The sequence below is a fragment of the Rhodoligotrophos defluvii genome (assembly GCF_005281615.1).
GTDB classification, from domain to species: domain Bacteria; phylum Pseudomonadota; class Alphaproteobacteria; order Rhizobiales; family Im1; genus Rhodoligotrophos; species Rhodoligotrophos defluvii.
On sequence record NZ_SZZM01000003.1, the window covers coordinates 564854 to 583819 of the forward strand.

Sequence of the window (18966 nt, forward strand, 5' to 3'; positions counted from 1 at the left end):
CATCGCACCCCGGCAACGAGTCGGTTGATAACCTGCAATGCTAAAGGCGACAAACCCGGCGGAAGTGTGTCCGCCGGGTCTTGGCCGAGGGCCACGATGATGCCGGTTTTCAGTTGGCCTGTCGCCGCAGGAAAGCGGGAATCTCCAGCTGATCATCATCGAGATCACCCTGCCCGGGCTGCTCCGCTTGCGGAGCATAGCCCTGCTGAGGTTCGGGCTGTGCGTGCATATCGCGGCGGCTGGACATGGCCGGCTCGGCCTTCGCCGGCACGTGGTCCTCGTCCTCGTCGCGCCGCCCCAAGCCTACGCTCGCCAAGCGTTCGAACAGGCTCTTGCGCTTCTTGTAGGCATGGGCGTTCAGGTCTTCCACATTGGCGTTGCGCTGTGCGTAGTGCCGCTGCGCATGGGGCGGAAAATCCTCGATCGAAGGCAGCCGCGGCGGGGTCGGTGCCGCACGCAACGCAGGCTGCGGCTGCGCCAGGGGAGGCTGCGGCGCAGACACGGCCGCAGAGGAGGCCGCGGCGCCATAGGCCCGCTCGTCTTGCTCCAGGTGATCTTCGACCGCCTGCTGGTCCGCGACTGGCTCCTCCTCGACCGCGGCATAGGCGGGCTCGAGACCGACCGGCTCCAGCTCGCGCTCAGCCAGGGCAGACTGTGCCTGATAGGCGGACTGAGGCTGGGGCTGAGCTTGCGGCGCCTGCGGCCGCGCTGCTGGCTGAGGTGCGGCTTCGCGCATCACCGGCTGCGGACCTGCCTCACGCATCGCGGGCTGTGGAGCCGGAGGCGCCGGCGGCCGTCCGCTCCCCGTATAGCCATAGCTGGTGCGCTCCGGTGCTGAGTCATACTCGGCATCATAATCATGGGGCGCCTGCTCCATGGCCGGGTCGACGATACCGGTCGCCACCACGGAGACGCGCATCACCCCTTCGAGAGACTCGTCGAAGGTCGCGCCGAGGATGATATTGGCCTCCGGATCCACCTCCTCGCGGATACGGGTCGCCGCCTCGTCCACCTCGTAAAGGGTGAGGTCGTGGCCGCCCGTGATCGAGATCAGCAGGCCCCGGGCGCCGCGCATGCTCACATCGTCCAGCAGAGGATTGGAAATGGCCGCCTCGGCCGCTTCGATGGCGCGCTTGTCCCCCGCGGCCTCGCCGGTTCCCATCATCGCCTTGCCCATCTCGCTCATCACGGCGCGGACATCGGCGAAATCGAGATTGATGAGGCCCTCCTTCGTCATCAGCTCGGTGATGGAGGCCACGCCGGAATAGAGCACCTGGTCCGCCATGGCGAAAGCAGCCGCGAAGGTAGTCTTCTCGTTGGCGATGCGGAACAGGTTCTGGTTGGGAATGACGATCAGCGTGTCGACGTGCTTGGACAGACCCTCGATGCCGCGCTCGGCGGTGATCATGCGGCGCTGCCCCTCGAACTGGAACGGCTTGGTGACCACGCCGACGGTGAGAATGCCCTGCTCCTTGGCCGCCCGTGCGATCACCGGCGCAGCACCCGTTCCGGTGCCGCCGCCCATGCCAGCGGTGATGAAGCACATATGGGCGCCGGCCAGGTGATCCAGGATTTCGGGCAGCGCCTCCTCGGCAGCAGCCGCGCCGATCTGTGGCTGCGACCCCGCGCCAAGCCCCTGGGTGAGCGCGGTACCCATCTGGATCCGCCGCTGCGCCGCATTCTGCGACAGCGCCTGGGCATCGGTGTTGGCTACCACAAACTCCACCCCTTCGAGCTTGGAGTGGATCATGTTGTTGACGGCGTTCCCGCCGGCGCCACCGACGCCAAAGACGGTGATGCGCGGCTTCAATTCGGCCAGATTGGGAACTGTCAAGCTGATGGTCATGGGATGGCGTCCGCTTTCTTTGAGCCTCTCCTCTACATTTGTTACCAACTCGATAATAAATCGTTAACGCTGCCTTACTCCCGGTCACATTTTGAACCACTGCGGCAGCAATCCGTTAACCCACCCTTTGCAAATCTGGGCGGCTGGGCTCGGTTCAGCGGCGGGTGGCGGGCCTGATGCCGAGCCGGCTCTTCGCGTGGTCCACAGCGTCTGCCAGCCCGCGAATGTCTCCGGCATCGAGAGCCCGGATCACCCGTTCGAGCAGCCGCCGCGCTGAAACCTCCGTCGCGTCGACCCGCTTTTGCCCGCCTGGCATTTCGGGCAGCATCAGCCATTCCAGGGAAACCCCGAACGTGCGCGCATATTTGAGGCCCATGTCGGCATCGAACGAGACGGCTCCGTTCTCGTGCGTCCGGTACGTCGATTCCTTGACACCAACTTTCCTGGCAGCGGCTCGTGCGGTAGTGAACCCCGCTGCTATTCGGGCCTGCCGAAGCCTGTCTGCACGCTCGATGACGAGTCGGTGTTTGTCCATACCGGCTTGTTAATCGATGACCGCCTTATAATTCTCGCGATTCAAGGTCGGCCAACGCTAAAGATATTGACACGCCCCACCGAACCCGGGCGACATAGGCGATGCGATCCGCGCGGCCAGCGAGCCCCCGAGCGTTGTGCGGATCAGGCGGGAGCATCAGCCGTCCGATGAACGGACTGGTGCTCCCGTTTCCGCGACCGGTCGCTTGCCGCCCCGCCGGCAAAGTGCTCTATTCCAAACAGCTTTGCTGGTCCGAACAGCTTGCTGGTCCGAACGGCTTTGCTGGCGCCAAGCCGTGCAGGAGAAGGGCGCATGACCGATACCCTGGACACCCGGTGCTGTGTTGCCGGCGGCGGCCCCGCCGGTCTCATGACAGGTTTCCTGCTCGCCAGAGCCGGCGTGGACGTCGTCGTTCTGGAGAAGCACAAGGATTTCTTCCGCGATTTCCGCGGTGATACCATCCACCCCTCGACGCTTGAATTGATGAACGAGCTGGGCCGGTTGGAAGCTTTCCTCGAGCTGCCGCACAATAAGGCGGAGACGTTGAGCGCCGTGTTCGGAGAGGACGAGATCCAGGTCGCCGATTTCCGGCACCTGCCGACCCGCTGTAAATTCCTGGCGATCATGCCGCAGTGGGATTTTCTCAACTTTCTGGCGTCCGAGGCGCGCGCCTACCCTAATTTCCGGCTACTGATGGAAGCAGAGGTTGACGACCTCCTGATCGAGGATGGAAAAATTCGTGGCGTTGCGGCCCAAACCCCCTCGAGCCGCCTTGCGATCCGGGCAGACCTCACGATCGGCGCCGACGGCCGCAGCTCCACCGTGCGCGAAAAGGCAGGACTTGTGCCCCGCGACCTCGGCGCTCCCATCGACGTGCTGTGGTTCCGCTTGTCCCGCAAGCCAGAGGATCCTCCGGCCACCATGGGCCGTTTCGCCGCCGGCCATCTGATGGTGCAGATCAATCGCGGCGACTATTGGCAATGTGCGTACGTCATCGCCAAAGGCGGCTTTGATGCGATCAAGGCGGCGGGTCTGGACAGCTTCCGGCAGGCGATCTCGTCGCTTATGCCTGGATTGGCCGGACGGCCGGACGAACTCCAGGACTGGGATCAGATCAAGCTGCTGACCGTGCAGGTCAACCGGCTGGAGAAATGGTGGCGCCCGGGTCTGCTGTGCATCGGCGATGCCGCCCATGCCATGTCGCCGATCGGCGGCGTCGGCGTCAATCTCGCCGTGCAGGACGCGGTTGCCGCCGCCAACGCGCTCGTGCCTCCGCTGCGGGCAGGCCAGCCGCTCGAAGATGCCATGGCCGCGGTTCAGGCACGGCGGATGTGGCCCACGCGGGTCACCCAGCAGCTGCAGCTGGTGATACAGGACCGTCTGCTCAAACCGCTGCTGGCCAGCAAGGAGCTGCCCGCGCCACCGCTGCCTCTACGGATCATGGACCACTGGCCGGTTCTCAGCCGGCTGCCGGCACGACTCATCGGGCTCGGGGTGAGGCCGGAACATGTGCAGACCCCCGATGTCGCAAGATCCGCCCCCGGGCAGCCGGCGCTCGATCTGCAATGACCGCAGTATCAGCCGCCGCCGTTTCGTTGAGCTTGCCTTAACCGCTTCCGGCAAAACACTGCCCGCCTGTCACACAGGGACATTGTGCATTCCCTGCGCCCATGCGATCAGCCCTATGTTCATACCAAATGCCCGATCGAGGCAGGTCCGGATCATGCCATCGAAATTGCTCTCACCCCATGCGGCTGCTGCCGCCTTGCTGTTGGGCATTGCCGTCGCCCTGCCCTCGCTCCGAGCAGCGGCGGACGACCTTCCGAGCTATGCCGATTTCACCGACGGGGTCTTCCTGCCCTACCTCAATGCTGGCGATGGCGACCTCACCCGGCCGCCGCGGCTGGGCCTTTCCCTTGGCGGGCGCATGCTGGCAGCGGTGGTGGATTCGGGCTCGACGGGCATTGTGGTGGCCGCCGCCTACATGCCGGACTGGCAGCAGCTGGAGAGTGTTGGGGAAGGACGGATCACCTATACCAGCTCCGGCCGCGTGATGAGCGGCCAATGGGTCATCACGCCGGTGACCGTCCAGGGCGCCGACGGAAGCAGCGTTGCCACCACACCCATGCCGGTTCTGGTGGTCACGGAGGTGACGTGCCTGGAGCATGCCCGCAATTGCCAGCCGAACGATGACCCGCACGGCATCGCCATGATCGGCATCGGCTTTGCCCGCGAGCATGATGCCCAGGCCCAGGGCACGCCCGACAAGAACCCGCTGTTGCAGGTGGCGGCCCAGGAGGGCCAGAAGCAGCGTCGCGGCTACATCCTGACCCAGCGGGGTGTGCATGTCGGCCTTACCGGCGCCAATACCCGAGGCACTTTCCGTGCCGTCAAGCTTGACCGGCAGCAGACGGTGGACGACTGGTCGCCGATACCTGCCTGCATCTCGATCAACGGCACCATGCCGCCCGCTTGCGGCACCATGCTCGCCGATACCGGCGTGACGGCCATGTTCCTCACCGTGCCGGCAAGCCAGGCCGGTGAAAACGAAGGCACGCTGCCGCCGGGCACCGAGGTCTCGCTGCTGCTCAACTCGGCAGATGGCGCACCGAGCGAGCTCTACAGCTTTACCGCAGATGATGGATCATCACCGCTCGCCCCAAGCTCGATCCATCTCCGCGTCTCGCCCGAACGCACCTTCGTCAACACCAGCCTGCACATTCTGAACGGCTTCGACGTGCTTTATGACGCCGATGGCGGCTATGTGGGCTTTCGCGCCCGAGCCGGCCAATAAGAAAGCCGGCGCAGCAGCTTGCGGTCAGAAGCTCTCGCGGAACCAGCGGCCCACCCGCCGCATGTAGCCGTCATTCCGCGGTCGCCGGGGCTCGACCATGATGCTCTCGTCCGGTCGCAGCGCATAGGCGAGAAGCCCGGAGGCCACCGCGAAATTGGGGCTGCGGATCGCTTCCGGCATGCCGGTCAGCGGCTGTGGGAAGCCAAGCCGGATGTGGCGGTCGAGGATCTGGCTGGCCAGCTCGCGCGCGCCCGTCATCTGGCAGGCACCGCCGGTGAGCACCATGCGCCGGCCGGCCAGCTTGGCGAAACCCGAAGCCTGCAGCCGGTCCTTGATCAGCTCGAACGTCTCCTCGAGCCGCGGCCGCACGATGCCGGTGAGCATGGAGCGCGGGATCTTGTACACCGTATCCGTGCCGCGCTCGCCGACCAGCGGCACCGACAAGAGCTCCCGCTCGTCGAGCGCGCTTGGAATGGACGAGCCATAGAGCGTCTTCATGCGCTCCGCATGGGCGATGGGCGTGGAGAGGCCGCGCGCAATGTCATTGGTGATGTGATGCCCTCCGATCGGGATCACATCGGCAAAGACGAGATTGCCCTCGAAGAACACCGCAACCGACGTTGTCCCGCCACCCATGTCGATGCAGGTGACGCCCATGGCCATCTCGTCTTCCACCAGCACGGAGCGGCCGGCCGCATAAGGCGCGATCACCAGGCCGGCAATGTCGAGATGGCAGCGCTCGATCGCGAGCGACAGGTTGCGCAGCGGGCCCGGCTCGACCGTGACCACGTTGAGATCGACCCCGAGCTTCTCCCCGAACATGCCGCGTGGATCGCGAATGCCGCGCACGTCGTCCAGCGCATATTGCACGGGCGTGGTGTGCAGCACCACCCGGCCCGGCGCCTGGATGCGTTCCCCGGCCACCTGGATTGCCCGCTCCACGTCAGTGGGGCCGACCTCACGGCCGCCGACCCGGGTCTCGCCGGTCACCGCCTCGCAGCGCGGACGTCCCCCCGAGACATTGACATAGACCTGGTCGATGCTGATCCCGGCCATGCGCTCGGCCGCATCCACCACCAGCCGGATCGCGATCTCGGCCTGGTCGATATCGGTGATGGAACCGCAGCGGATGCCCACGGCCGCCTGGTGGCCGACGCCGAGAATGTTGAGGCTCTGCGTCTTTGCGCCGCCGAAGGCGCGGTTGCGCGTGGTCCGCACCTCCGCAATGAGGCAGCATATTTTCGTCGAGCCGACGTCGATCGCGGCGATGATCGGAGAATTGGGCGCGGGACGACGATGATGCTGGTTTTTACGCGCGTGCAACGGAACGACGTTCATGAAGCCGGCGGCTCCCGCCCTACTCAATACGAACACACAGCAGGCCGATGCGGCCCCAACTCATTGGCTTCGGCTGACCTTGACCGGCTTTGCGTTCTTGGACGATTTCAGCTTCTCGGCTGCCTCGTCCGACAGGCGCACCACGACGCGATCATGGAGCCGCATATCGATGTTGACGATATCGCGGGTCATGATCCCGTAGCGGTCGATCAAGGTCTTGAGCAGCACGAGCGCTTCGTCGACCTTGTCCTCCGGCAGATCCACTTTGATCGTGTTCGTCAAGTACAGGACCCACCGGCGGTCGGCGACGCGCACGGCTGCACGCGTCTGCGACATTAGCTCCGGTTGGGCTTCCAGATAGTTAACAAGATCTGCCGCGGCGAGATTGGCGCCCTCGCCGACCACGATCGGCAGATGCCGATAGGCGCGCACGTTGAGGCTCGGCATCGGGATGCCCGACTTGTCGATCACCTTGAACACGCCATCCGACTGCCAGAGCGCGAAGGGATGCCGCTCCGTCAGCTCGATCAGCAGCTTGTTCGGAAACAGGCGCAGCACCGAGGCTTGCGAGATCCAGTCGAGGTTTTCGAGCTTCTGCCGCGCCAGGTTGGCGTCGAAGCCGATCAGCGAACCGCCTTCCTCGACCCCGATCGCGCTCAGCACCTGCTCGCGCGTCTGCTGCTCCAGTCCCACGATGCGCACGTCGTCCGCCGACAGGCCGATCATGGACGCCACCTGGTTGACCAGGCCGCGCAGCGAGCCGCCCCGCTGCTCGAAATGGCCGCCGGCCACCAGCGCATAGCACAGGGCGATCAGCAGAAAGGCCGCCGGCGCGAGGTCGCCGGTGAGCTTCGCCTTGCGCACCGGCCGGCTCTCGCGCCGCTGGCGGGTGACCTTGGTCACCAAGTCGCGCGAGGGCAACTGGACCGGCAAAGGCTCGAACTGAGGCCGCGGCCGCTTCACCGGTGCGGGCTGCGGCGCGACCATGGCCTCCATACGGGTTTTGGGTCGCGCGGGCGGCGGATCGTCATTCGTTACCGCCGCGGCATCGAGGGGCCGCGTGCTGGCCGGCGCCGCAGCTTTGGCCTTGCCCGCTGCAGCCGCGACCGGCGGGGCGGCGCTCGCCATCTCCAGCGCGCGGGCCTTGCCCGCCGCAGCTGCCACGGGCGGCGCGCCCGATGATTTCTGCGCGGGGAGCTTGGTCTGCTCGGAAACTTTGGCAATGGCCGGCAGCTTCTCCTTGGCCGCTGCCCGCCGCAAGGTTCTCACTTGGGCCGGCAGCAGCACAGGGCCGTCGCCACGGGGGTATTCCGCGCTCCGCCTGATCCAGTCTGAGGCGCTCACCTTCCGCATGATGCGTCTTCCACCATCCAGGAGACGAGGGCCTCGAAGCTCATGCCGTCGTGGGCTGCCAGCTCCGGCACGAGCGAGGTGCCGGTCATGCCGGGCTGGGTGTTGACCTCCAGCAGGATCAGCTCGCCCGTGCCGCCGGGCGTGTCGTCATAGCGCAAATCCGCACGGCTCACCCCCCGGCAGCCAAGCGCCTGATGCGCCGCCAGCGAGATCTCCTGCACGCGCCTGTAGAGATCGGCGGGAATCTGCGCCGGCAGAATGTGGCGCGAGCCGCCGGGTGCATATTTGGCCTTGTAGTCATAAAAGATGCCCGCCTCGGCGACGATGTCGATCACGCCCAGGGGCGTGTTGCCGCGCACCGCGCAGGTCAGCTCCCGCCCGGCGATGTAGCGCTCCACCATGACCTGATCGGCACCGAAAGCCGGATCGGTCAGAATGTCCTGTGGCGGGCCATTCGCGCCCTTGGGCACGATATGGACGCCGACGCTCGACCCCTCCGCTTCCGGCTTCATCACATAGGGCGGCGCCATCAGATGCGCGCGTGCGGCTTCCTCCAACGGCGCGAGCACGCTTTCCGCCACCGGCAGGCCTGCTGCGGCGAACACCGTCTTGGCCTTCGCCTTGTGCATGGCGAGCGCGGATGCCAGCACCCCGGAATGGGTGTAGGGCAGCTCGAGCGTCTCGAGGATGCCCTGGACGCAGCCATCCTCGCCCCACTTGCCGTGCAGGGCATTGAAGGCGACCTCCGGCTTCACCGCCTCGAGCTGCCGGACGACGTCGCGCGTCACATCGATCGCGGTCACGCGGTAGCCGGCCCGTTCGAGTGCCGCGGCGCAAGCTCTGCCGGAGTTGAGGCTGACCTCGCGCTCGGCCGACCAGCCCCCCATCAGGACCGCCACATGGGCCTTCGCCGCCATGATCAGCCGATCTCCTGCACCGCCGGCGCGGCAACGCCGATGCGCTTGATCTCCCACTCGAGGGTCACGCCGGACGTCTCGAGCACCCGCCGCCGTCCCTCCTCGCCCAGCGCTTCGATGTCCGCCGCGGTTGCGCTACCCTCATTGATCAGGAAATTGCAGTGCAGCTCCGACACCCGCGCCCCGCCGATGGCGAAGCCGCGCATGCCGGCCTTGTCCATGAGCTGCCAGGCCTTCTGCCCCGGCGGGTTCTTGAAGGTCGAGCCGCCGGTGCGGCTCTTCACCGGCTGGGTGCGCTCGCGCGCTTCCGTGATGGCATCCATGTCTGCGGCGATCTGTGCGGGATCGCCGGGCTCGCCCTGCAGCAGCGCCTGGGTGAAGACGAGATCCTCCGGCGCCCCGCAATGGCGGTAGCTCATCTGCATGTCCGCGACCGTCAGCGTCACGATACGCCCACCCCGATCCACTGCCCTGGCTTCCACGAGCACGTCCTTGGTCTCGCGGCCATAGGCGCCCCCATTCATCCGCAGCGCGCCGCCTATGGTGCCCGGGATCCCCCTAAAAAAGGTTAACGAGCCGATACCATGCTCCAGCGCCGCCCGGGCGACCCGCACGTCGGGCACCGCCGTGCCGACCCTCAGCCGATAGCCCTCTTCCACCACGATATCCGAGAATCCGCGGCCGAGCCGGATCACCACGCCCGGCACGCCGCCGTCGCGCACCAGCAGGTTGGAGCCGACCCCGATCGGCATCACCGGGACATCGGCTGGCAACTGGCGGAGGAAATCCGCCAGGTCCTGCTCGTCGGCAGGCGTGAACAGCACCTCCGCCGGTCCCCCCACCCGAAACCATGTCAGGTCCGCAAGCGGTGCATTGGGCGAAAGCCGGCCCCGAACGGGCGGCAGCCGCTTGAGCAAAGCCTCTCCATCGATCATCGCCATCACCCCAGTCGCTCAAGCTCGCCCGGAAGCGCGTAGGCCCACTGGCTGATCGTGCCGGCGCCCAGGCACACCACGATATCCCCCGGCTCCACGATGCTGCCGACCAGCGGCGCAAGCTCGCCTTGCCCGTCGATTTTCATCACGCTGCGATGGCCGCGCGCCCGCATCGCCTCCAGGAGCGCATCATGGGTGATGCCGTCGATCGGCGTCTCGCCCGCCGAATAGACCGGCGCCAGGATCACCGTGTGCGCATCGTTGAAGCAGGTGGAAAAGTCGTCGAACAGATCACGCAGCCTGGTGTAGCGGTGCGGCTGCATCACGGCCACCACCCGCCGCTCGGTCACCCGCCGCGCCGCCTTCAATACCGCTGCGATCTCCACCGGGTGATGGCCGTAGTCGTCGTAGATGGTGACCCCGTTCCAGGCGCCCGTACGGGTGAACCGGCGCTTGACGCCGGTGAAATTGGCAAGCCCTGCCCGGATCTGCTCGTCCGACATCCCGAGCTCGCGGGCAACCGCCACCGCTGCCGTGGCATTCAGCGCGTTGTGCTCGCCCGGCATGGACAGCGCGAGGTCCTCGATGGTGTGACGCGCTCCGGTCCGCCTGTCCAGCAAGCGCACGGTGAATCGGTTTGTGCCGCCCGCGAAGCTGCTCTCCGTCATGCGCACATCCGCCTGCGGGCTCCGGCCATAGGTGATCACCCGCCGGTCCGTGACCTGGCCGATGAGCTGCTGCACCACCGGATGGTCGATGCACATGACCGCGAACCCGTAGAACGGAATGTTCTGCACGAAGGAAAGAAAGCCCGCCTTGACCGCATCGAAGCTGCCGTAGTGATCGAGATGTTCGGGATCGATATTGGTGACGATCACCACATCCGCCGGCAGCTTCACGAACGTGCCGTCGGATTCGTCCGATTCCACCACCATCCAGTCGCCCTTGCCCAGCCGCGCATTCGTGCCATAGGCGTTGATGATGCCGCCATTCACCACCGTGGGGTCCATGCCGCCCGCATCGAGGAGCGCGGCGACCAGCGACGTGGTGGTCGTCTTGCCATGGGTGCCGCCCACCGCGACGCAGGTACGGAACCGCATCAGCTCCGCCAGCATTTCAGCCCGCCGCACGATGGGCAGGAAGCGCTCGCGCGCCGCGACCACCTCCGGATTGTCCGGCTTCACCGCAGACGATATGACCACCACCTGCGCATCGCCCAGATTGACCGCGTCATGCCCGATGTTGATCGGAATGCCGAGCCCACGCAGCCGCTCCACGTTGGCATTGGCCGACAGGTCCGAGCCCTGCACCGAATAGCCGAGCGTCGCCATCACCTCGGCGATGCCGCTCATGCCGATGCCGCCAATGCCGACGAAGTGAATGGGGCCGATGTCGCGCGGTATCTTCATGAAATCTCCTTATGACCTGGCCCGTTGACGATGGCGCGCGCGCCCTCCTGCAGAGTCTGGGATGAGCTTGCGCGAGATGCGGCCCCGCCCGGCAGATTTTCCACCAGGTCGGCCAGCCGCTCCGCCGCATCGGGACGGCCGAAGCTGGCTGCCCCCCTGGCGGCGCGGGCAAGCCCCGCATCGTCATAGCGCAGAGTGAGGATAAGGCTGGTTAATCGCTCGGCCGTGAAGCCGGATTGCTCGATGACCCAGCCGCCGCCGGCTGCCGCGAACTGCTTGGCGTTGCTCATCTGGTCGCCCTCCAGCGATTGGGCAAGCGGCACCAGGATCGCCGGCCGGCCGATCACGCCGAGCTCGCTGACGGTCGATGCGCCAGCCCGGGCCACCACCAGGTGGGCATTGGCCATGCGCTCCGCCATGTCGGTGAAGAACGGCTTCACCTCGGCGGCAATGCCTGCCTCCCTGTATTGCTGCTCGACCCTCTCCACATCCTCCGGCCGCGCCTGCTGCACCACCGTCAAGGCCCGCCGGGTGGCAGCCGGCAGAGCGGCGAGCGCGGGCGGCACAATGTCGGAGAAGATCCGCGCGCCTTGGCTGCCGCCGAACACCAGGAGCCGAAACGGCTCGTCGGCGGTGGGCGGCGTGTAAGGGGTGTTGCTCGCGGCATAAACCGCCGCGCGCACCGGGTTGCCGATGAGCGCGAGCTTGGAACGCGCCTTGGGCGGCACCAGCGAAACCTCCGGAAAGGCCGTGGCGATCAGGCGCGCATAAGGGGCGATCACCCGGTTGGCCTTGCCCATCACCGCATTCTGCTCGTGCAGCAGCACCGGCAGCCGCAGGGAGAGCGCGGCGGCCATGGGCGGCAGCGAGGGATAGCCGCCGAAGCCCACCACCGCCACAGGGTTGATCGCCGCAAGGCTCCTGCGCGCCTTGGCGAGCCCGCGCCCGAGCGTGAGCAGCTGGCCGGGCACCGACAGAGGCTTGGAGGTGACGATGGTGGCCGACGGGATCACATGCACCATCAGCGCCGGGAACCGGCTGCTGTGGTCGAGGCCCCGCCGATCAGTGAGCAGATGCACCGCATAGCCGCGCGCATTGAGCACCTCGGCCAGGGCTTGCGCGGGAAACAGGTGCCCGCCGGTCCCGCCGGCCGCCAGGGCCACCGCCGGCCTGGCCGTCCATTCCGATTGCGGGCGCGCCATCATCGTCCCATCGCGGCCAATCCCACCGCAACATTGCCCTGGTTCGGCATGTGCCCCATGGGTGTGCGCCGCGCCAGCGCCACCATGAGCCCCATCCCCAGCGCCATGGCCACAAGCGACGAGCCCCCATAGGAGACGAGCGGCAGGGTCATGCCCTTGGCCGGCAGCAGTGAGACATTCACCCCCATATTGATGAAGGCCTGGAAGCCGAACACCGAGACGAGCCCGGCGATGGCCAGGGCGCAGAACGGGTCCTGCGCATTGAGGCTGTGGCGCAGGCCGCGGATCACCACGAAGGCGAACAGCAAGAGGATGCCGAGGCAGATGATGAAGCCGAATTCCTCGCCAGCGACCGAGAAGACGAAATCGCTATGCGCATCCGGGATCACTGCCTTGACCGTGCCGCTGCCCGGGCCGACCCCGTAGAGCCCGCCATGGGCAAAGGCGTCGATCGCCCGATCCACCTGGAAGGTGTCGCCCGCATCCCGGTTCATGAACCGGTCGATGCGCGAGGCGAAGTGGTCGCCCGTGGCATAGGCGACGCCGCCGGCCACCACGCCGAGGCAGCCCAGTCCGACGATCCAGAACCAGGAGATGCCGGTGAGGAACAGCATCACGCCCCACACCGCGGCGATGAGGATCGTCTGGCCATAGTCTGGCTGCAGCACCAGAAGGCCGGCCACCGCCATCAGCATCACCAGAGCGATCAGATAGCCCCAGATGGTACGGTTGCGCGCACTCTCCGCCAGGAACCAGGCGGCGAGCACCACGAAGGCCGGCTTCACGAATTCCGAAGGCTGCACCGAGAAGCGGCCGAGCTCAAGCCAGCGGCGCGCGCCCTTCACCTCGGGCCCGATCGCCAGGGTCAGCGCCATCATCAGCAGCCCCACCATGAACAGGGCGAGACAGATGCGCCGCGCGAGCTGGGGCGTGGCGAATGACGCGCCGATCAGGGTGATCACCGCCGGCACGAGAAAAAAGAGGTGCCTGCGGAAGAAGTAGAAGGCGTCCACGTTGAGGCGCTCGGCCACGGGCGGGCTTGCCGCCATGGACAACAGCGCGCCGATCACCATCAGCATCAGCAGCGCCGTGAGCAACAGGCGGTCGACCGTGAACCACCAGTTGGCGACCAGCCCGCGATCGGCCCGACTGATCAGGCTCATGCCGCAACCCCCTTGGCCATGACCACACCATCGAGTGCCCGCACGGCAGCGCAGAACGCGTCGCCGCGAAGCTCGAAATTCCGAAACTGATCGAACGAGGCGCAGGCGGGCGAGAGCAGCACCACCGGTTCGTGCCGTCGTTCCGCCACCGCGTCGCGCGCCGCGGACGCAACCGCCCTGTCCAGCGTGCCGCAGATCACCGCGTCCACCTTCCCCGCCAGCGTGGCCGCGAATTCCTCCGCAGCCTCGCCGATCAGATAAGCCCGCACGATGCGCGAGAAATAGGGCCTGAGGCTCGTGATGCCTCCGGATTTCGCCCGGCCGCCGGCAATCCAGTAAATGTCGTGGAACGAGGCCAAGGCCTTGGCGGTCGCATCCGCATTGGTGCCCTTGGAGTCGTTGACGAAGCGCACATCGCCGATGCGGGCGATTTCCTGCATGCGGTGGGCGAGGCCGGCAAAGCTCGCAAAACCCGCGGCGATCTCCTCGGTGGTCAGGCCCACAGCCCGCATCGCTCCATAGGCGGCCGCCGCGTTCTCCCAATTGTGGCTGCCGCGCAGAGAATTGAGGCCGTTCAGGTTTATCTCCGCCACCGTGCGCGCGGCCACCCGCTCGGCGAGCACGCCGTCCACCACCGAGATGCCGTCCTCGATGGGGCGGCCGATGGTCACCCGCCGCAGCGTTGCCGGCGCGCGGCTCAAACGCTCCGCAATGGCGCTTGTATGCTCGTCGTCGACGCAGATCACCGCCGCGTCATCGGCGGTCTGATTGGCGAAGATCCGCGCCTTCACCTCAGCGTAATGCGCCATCGTGCCGTGCCGGTCGAGATGGTCCGGCGTGATGTTCAGCAATATGGCCGCACTCGCATGCAGGCTCGGGGCGAGATCGATCTGGTAGGACGAGAGCTCCAGAACATAATGCCTTCCGTCGGCAAGCGGAGCCAGATCGAGCACCGCCGTGCCGATATTGCCGCCCACCTGCACATCCCGTCCGGCTTCCTTGAGCAGATGCCCGCACAGGGCGGTGGTCGTCGATTTGCCGTTCGTGCCGGTGATCGCCACCACCGGTGACCGGGTGCCGAGCGCCGCCCGCTCCCGAAAGAAGATCTCGATGTCGCCGATCACCTCGACCCCTGCGGCTTGCGCCTTCCGCACGGTCCAGTGCGGCTCGGGATGGGTGAGCGGCACACCCGGGCTTAAAACCAGCGCATGGAAGCGGGTGAAGTCCTCCGCGGCAAGGTCGATGACCGGTGCGCCCTCGATCTCCACTGCCGAGCGGATCGCTTCCCCGTCATCCCAGGCTGAAACCCTGGCCCCGCCGGCCAACAGCGAACGCACCACCGCCCGGCCGCTGCCCCCCAGACCGAACACCGCGACCGCCTTGTCGGCAAAAGTTCTCGCGGGGATCATCGTCGTCACCTCAGCTTGAGGGTCGCGAGCCCGATCAGGGCCAGCAGCACCGAGATGATCCAGAAGCGGATGACGATGGTCGGCTCCTTCCAGCCCTTCTGCTCGAAATGATGGTGCAGCGGCGCCATCGCGAAGACGCGCTTGCCCGTCAGCTTGAATGATACCACCTGCACCACCACCGACACCGTCTCCAAGACGAACAGGCCGCCGATGATGGCCAGCACGATCTCGTGCTTGGCCGCCACGGCGATCGCGCCCAGAGCCCCGCCCAGCGACAGGGAGCCGGTGTCGCCCATGAAAATCATGGCGGGTGGCGCGTTGAACCAGAGGAAGCCGAGGCCGGCGCCGAGAATGGCCCCGCATAGCACCGCCAGCTCGCCGGTGCCGCGCACGAAATGAATCTGCAGGTAATCGGCAAAGACCGCGTTGCCGACGAGATAGGCGATCAGTCCGAAGCTGGCCGCCGCCACCATCACCGGCACGATGGCGAGTCCGTCGAGCCCATCGGTGAGGTTCACCGCGTTGCCGCAGCCGACGATGACGAAGATGCCGAGGGGAATGAAGAACCAGCCAAGATGCGCCACCACGTCCTTGAAGAACGGGAACGTCAACGAGCTCGACAGCGGCGCCTCGCCCACCCTGATGATGGCATAGGTCGCGGCGGCCGCGATCATGCATTCGAGCAGCAGCCGGAACCGCCCGGAAAAGCCCTTGGCCGAGATCTTCGTCACCTTGAGATAATCGTCATAGAGGCCGATCGCGCCGAACCCCAGGGTCACCAGCAGCACGATCCACACATAGGCATTGCTGAGATCGCCCCACAGCAGTGTTGCCACAAGGATGCCGGACAGGATCATCAGCCCGCCCATGGTTGGTGTGCCCTGCTTTTCGATGATATGCCGCTGCGGCCCGTCTTCCCGGATCGGCTGCCCCTTGCCCTGCTTCACGCGCAACAGCGAGATCAGGCTCGGCCCGAACAGGAACACGAAGGCGAGCGCGGTCATGATCGCCCCGCCCGTACGAAAGGTGATGTAACGGAATACGTTAAGGCCAGGAAACGGTCCCCCGAGCTCCGCCAGAAAGTAATACAGCATCTCTGTTCCCCACAGGCCCGGCTGGCGTGACCGTCAGTCGGTCCGTATCGCTCGTGCCCGCGCGCCGCTATCAGGCGGCATTGGCCTCGATTTCAGCAAAGTTCCGGCGGAGGGCGTCGATCAGCAGGCCCATGCGGCTGCCGAGCGAGCCCTTTACCATAATCACGTCCCCGGCGCGTATGCCGTCGAGCAGCGGGTCGGCCAGATCCTGCGAGGATGTTGCATAGTATCCCCGCTGGTCGTGGCGCAGGGCATCCCACAGCGACTTCATGTCCGGCCCGCAGGCATAGACCACATCCACCCCTGCCGCATCGATCGCCCCTGCGAGGTCGCCATGGAACCGACGCGACTCCGGGCCAAGCTCCAGCATGTCGCCCATGACGGCGATCCGCCGCCCCCCGGGGCCGGGCGTCGAATGGCCGAGCAGGGCGAGAGCGGCGCGCATGGACACCGGATTGGCATTATAGCTCTCGTCGATCACCGTGATGTCGCCGTCGCGCGTCCGCAGCTTGAACCGCGCGCCACGCCCCTTGGGCGGCTCGAGCTCGCGCAGCTTCAGGGCGCCCAGGGCAAGATCGCCGCCAGCGCATTTGATGGCCGCCAGCACCGCCAGGCTGTTCACGGCGATGTGCCGGCCGGGCGCGCCCACCCGATAGGTCACGTCCTGGCCCAGGATTCGAGCCTGCACGATTGTGCAGATCTCCTTGACGCCCGCCTGCCTCAGCCGGGCATCCGCCGCCTCGTGCTCGCCAAAGGTGACGATCCGCTTGACCCCTGCGGCCTTCGCAGCGGCCTCGAGGCGCTCGAACTGCCCGATATCGCGGTTGAGGATGGCAACGCCCTTGGGCTCGAGCCCGGTAAAGATCTCGGCCTTGGCGTCGGCGATCGCCTCGATCGATCCGAGCGGGCCGAGATGCACCGGCGCAATGGTGGTGATGATCGCGATGTGCGGGCGCACCATGGCCACCAGCGGCGTAATCTCGCCCGCATGGTTCATGCCGATCTCGAACACCGCGAACCGTGCCGTCGACGACAGACGGGCAAGCGACAGCGGCACGCCCCAGTGGTTGTTGTAGGATGCAGCCGAGGCATGCGTCTCGCCCGACGCGCTGAGGCACAGGCGCAAGGCTTCCTTGGTGCCGGTCTTGCCGACGCTGCCGGTCACCGCGACAATCTGTGCCTGGGATCGCGCCCGTGCCGCAATCCCCAGGCGCTCCAGCGCCTTCAGCGGGTCGTCGACCACCAGCAAGCCGCCGCCGGCGGCCATTTCCGGCGTCTGACGCGACACGACGGCAAGCCCCGCCCCCGCCTTGTGCGCTGCGGACACGAAATCGTGCCCGTCATGGGTGTCGCCACGAATGGCCACGAAAATCTCGCCCGGCCTGACCGTGCGGCTGTCGATCGAGACCCCGGTGAAGGCGTGGGGCGGTGAGCCGATGATCTCCCCGCCAGCAGCCTTGACGACCTCGCGCAAAGTCCAGAGTGCCTCAGCCATTCGCAGTCTCGCTTCTGTCGTGGATTCTGGCCGCCGCCCGGATCTCCTCCTGATCGCTGAACGGCAGTATGCGGCCGGCAATCTCCTGGCCGGTCTCGTGGCCCTTGCCGGCCACCACCAGGATATCGCCCGGCGCGAGCATGGAAAGCCCCAGGCGGATGGCATGGGCGCGATCGCCGCCGTCGATGCCGCCGGGGCAGCCGGCCAGCACCTGGGCGCGGATCGCGGCAGGGTCTTCCGAGCGCGGATTGTCGTCCGTGACGATCGCGACATCCGCAAGCCGTGCGACGGCGGCCCCCATCTGCGGCCGCTTGCCGGGATCGCGGTCGCCGCCGGCCCCGAACACCACGATGACCCGGCCGCTCGCATAGGGCCGCAGCGCGGTAATGGCGTTCTCCAGCGCGTCTGGCGTATGGGCGAAATCGACGAACACCTGCGCCCCGTTGAAGGAGGTCACGCGTTCCAGCCGGCCGCTCGCCCCTTTGAGGCCAGAAAGCGCTGCGACGGCCTGCGCGACGGGAGCGCCGGTAGCTATGGCGAGGGCAAGAGCAACCAGGGCGTTGGAGGCCTGGAAGTCCCCCACCAGCGGCAGATCGACGTCGAACCGCTCGCCGTCGACCGCGATGCGCAGCAATTGCCCGGTCGCGTTGCGCTGCTGCTCGATGAGGCGGATGCGCTCGCCTCGATGCCCCACCGTGATCACGTCGAGCCCCCGTCTGCGGGCTGTGCGGATCACCCGTTCCGCCTCGGCGAAGTCGGCATTGATCACCGCGGCAGCACCCGCCGGCAGCACTTCGCCGAACAGGCGCAGCTTCGCGGAAAAGTAGTCCTCGAAGTCCGGATGATAGTCCAGGTGATCACGGCTGATATTGGTGAAGGCACCGGCGCTCACCTGGAGGCCATCCAGCCGGTGCTGCGCAAGTCCGTGGCTCGATGCCTCGATGGCCGCATGGCTCACCCCGTCATGGGCGAGCTCGGCCATCACCGCCTGCAACTCCACCGGGTCCGGCGTCGTGTGCTGCAGCTTGCGCTGGCCTTTGGGCGAGACGATGCCCACCGTCCCGATGCTGGCCGCCCCGTGGCCGAGCGCCGTCCAGATCTGCCGCGTGAAGGCCGCAACCGAGGTCTTGCCGTTGGTGCCGGTGACCGCGGCCACCGTTGCGGGCTGCGCGCCGTAGAAGCGCGCGGCGGCGCGGGCCAGGGCAGCGCGCGGATTTGCCACCCGGATCACCGGCAGCGGACCGGCATCCACCGCCGTCGCCTCGTCCGTCAGCACCGCAATCGCACCCTGGCCTATGGCCTTGGGAATGAATGCGGCGCCGTCGGCCTTCACGCCTTTCAGCGCGGCGAATAGATAGCCGGGCGCCACCGCCCGGCTATCCGCCGTCAAGCCCTTCACGTCGAGCGCGGCATGGGCCGCCTCGAGCCTTGCATCCGAACCGATGATTGCATCCAGCCGCATGTGCTGTCTCGCAG

At 66.7% G+C, this 18966-nt stretch carries 15 protein-coding genes; 2 read left to right on the plus strand and 13 right to left on the minus strand.

Features of this window, described 5'->3' with window-relative positions:
• Window positions 1–109 precede the first annotated feature (109 nt).
• Together ftsZ and E4P09_RS26735 are read right to left on the minus strand one after the other, a co-directional pair.
• Complete coding sequence (gene ftsZ, locus E4P09_RS16900) at window positions 110–1846, minus strand: cell division protein FtsZ (RefSeq protein ID WP_137390762.1); 1737 nt, start codon at window positions 1844–1846, stop codon at window positions 110–112.
• 154 nt (window positions 1847–2000) lie between these two features.
• Entirely contained in the window at window positions 2001–2381 is a 381-nt protein-coding gene (locus E4P09_RS26735; protein WP_137390763.1) for a helix-turn-helix domain-containing protein, read from the minus strand.
• A gap of 312 nt (window positions 2382–2693) precedes the next feature.
• On the opposite strand from E4P09_RS26735, the gene E4P09_RS16910 reads away from it, so the two are divergent.
• A complete protein-coding gene (locus E4P09_RS16910) occupies window positions 2694–3950 on the plus strand; it encodes an FAD-dependent oxidoreductase (RefSeq protein WP_137390764.1) in 1257 nt (418 codons plus the stop codon).
• 154 nt (window positions 3951–4104) lie between these two features.
• A complete protein-coding gene (locus tag E4P09_RS26610; protein ID WP_239025239.1) occupies window positions 4105–5175 on the plus strand; it encodes a hypothetical protein in 1071 nt (356 codons plus the stop codon).
• A gap of 24 nt (window positions 5176–5199) precedes the next feature.
• Here the strand turns inward: E4P09_RS26610 and ftsA are convergent, their stop codons facing one another.
• From ftsA to E4P09_RS16970, 11 genes are all read right to left on the minus strand, one after another.
• Complete coding sequence (gene ftsA, locus E4P09_RS16920; protein ID WP_137390765.1) at window positions 5200–6513, minus strand: cell division protein FtsA; 1314 nt, start codon at window positions 6511–6513, stop codon at window positions 5200–5202.
• Window positions 6514–6573: 60 nt separating this feature from the next.
• Entirely contained in the window at window positions 6574–7866 is a 1293-nt protein-coding gene (locus E4P09_RS16925) for a cell division protein FtsQ/DivIB (protein WP_137390766.1), read from the minus strand.
• The gene (locus E4P09_RS16930) at window positions 7854–8783 is read right to left on the minus strand and encodes a D-alanine--D-alanine ligase (RefSeq protein ID WP_137390767.1); all 930 of its coding nucleotides are present in this window, start codon (window positions 8781–8783) and stop codon (window positions 7854–7856) included. The genes E4P09_RS16925 and E4P09_RS16930 overlap by 13 nt, the downstream gene beginning before the upstream one ends.
• Window positions 8784–8785: 2 nt before the next feature.
• A complete protein-coding gene (gene murB / locus E4P09_RS16935; protein ID WP_137390768.1) occupies window positions 8786–9724 on the minus strand; it encodes a UDP-N-acetylmuramate dehydrogenase in 939 nt (312 codons plus the stop codon).
• Window positions 9724–11127, minus strand: a complete 1404-nt coding sequence (gene murC / locus E4P09_RS16940) for a UDP-N-acetylmuramate--L-alanine ligase (protein WP_137390769.1) — start codon at window positions 11125–11127, stop codon at window positions 9724–9726. The genes murB and murC overlap by 1 nt, the downstream gene beginning before the upstream one ends.
• Window positions 11124–12332, minus strand: a complete 1209-nt coding sequence (gene murG / locus E4P09_RS16945) for an undecaprenyldiphospho-muramoylpentapeptide beta-N-acetylglucosaminyltransferase (RefSeq protein WP_239025240.1) — start codon at window positions 12330–12332, stop codon at window positions 11124–11126. Before murG ends, murC begins: the two co-directional genes overlap by 4 nt.
• The gene (gene ftsW, locus E4P09_RS16950; protein WP_137390839.1) at window positions 12329–13486 is read right to left on the minus strand and encodes a putative lipid II flippase FtsW; all 1158 of its coding nucleotides are present in this window, start codon (window positions 13484–13486) and stop codon (window positions 12329–12331) included. The genes murG and ftsW overlap by 4 nt, the downstream gene beginning before the upstream one ends.
• 2 nt (window positions 13487–13488) lie before the next feature.
• Window positions 13489–14901, minus strand: a complete 1413-nt coding sequence (murD, locus tag E4P09_RS16955; protein ID WP_137390770.1) for a UDP-N-acetylmuramoyl-L-alanine--D-glutamate ligase — start codon at window positions 14899–14901, stop codon at window positions 13489–13491.
• A gap of 5 nt (window positions 14902–14906) precedes the next feature.
• Window positions 14907–15995, minus strand: coding sequence for a phospho-N-acetylmuramoyl-pentapeptide-transferase (gene mraY / locus E4P09_RS16960; protein ID WP_137390771.1), 1089 nt, complete (start codon window positions 15993–15995; stop codon window positions 14907–14909).
• A gap of 70 nt (window positions 15996–16065) precedes the next feature.
• Window positions 16066–17490, minus strand: coding sequence for a UDP-N-acetylmuramoylalanyl-D-glutamyl-2,6-diaminopimelate--D-alanyl-D-alanine ligase (locus E4P09_RS16965; protein WP_137390772.1), 1425 nt, complete (start codon window positions 17488–17490; stop codon window positions 16066–16068).
• Window positions 17483–18952: a UDP-N-acetylmuramoyl-L-alanyl-D-glutamate--2,6-diaminopimelate ligase gene (locus tag E4P09_RS16970; RefSeq protein ID WP_137390773.1), complete on the minus strand. Its 1470-nt coding sequence runs from the start codon at window positions 18950–18952 to the stop codon at window positions 17483–17485. Before E4P09_RS16970 ends, E4P09_RS16965 begins: the two co-directional genes overlap by 8 nt.
• Window positions 18953–18966: the final 14 nt, after the last annotated feature.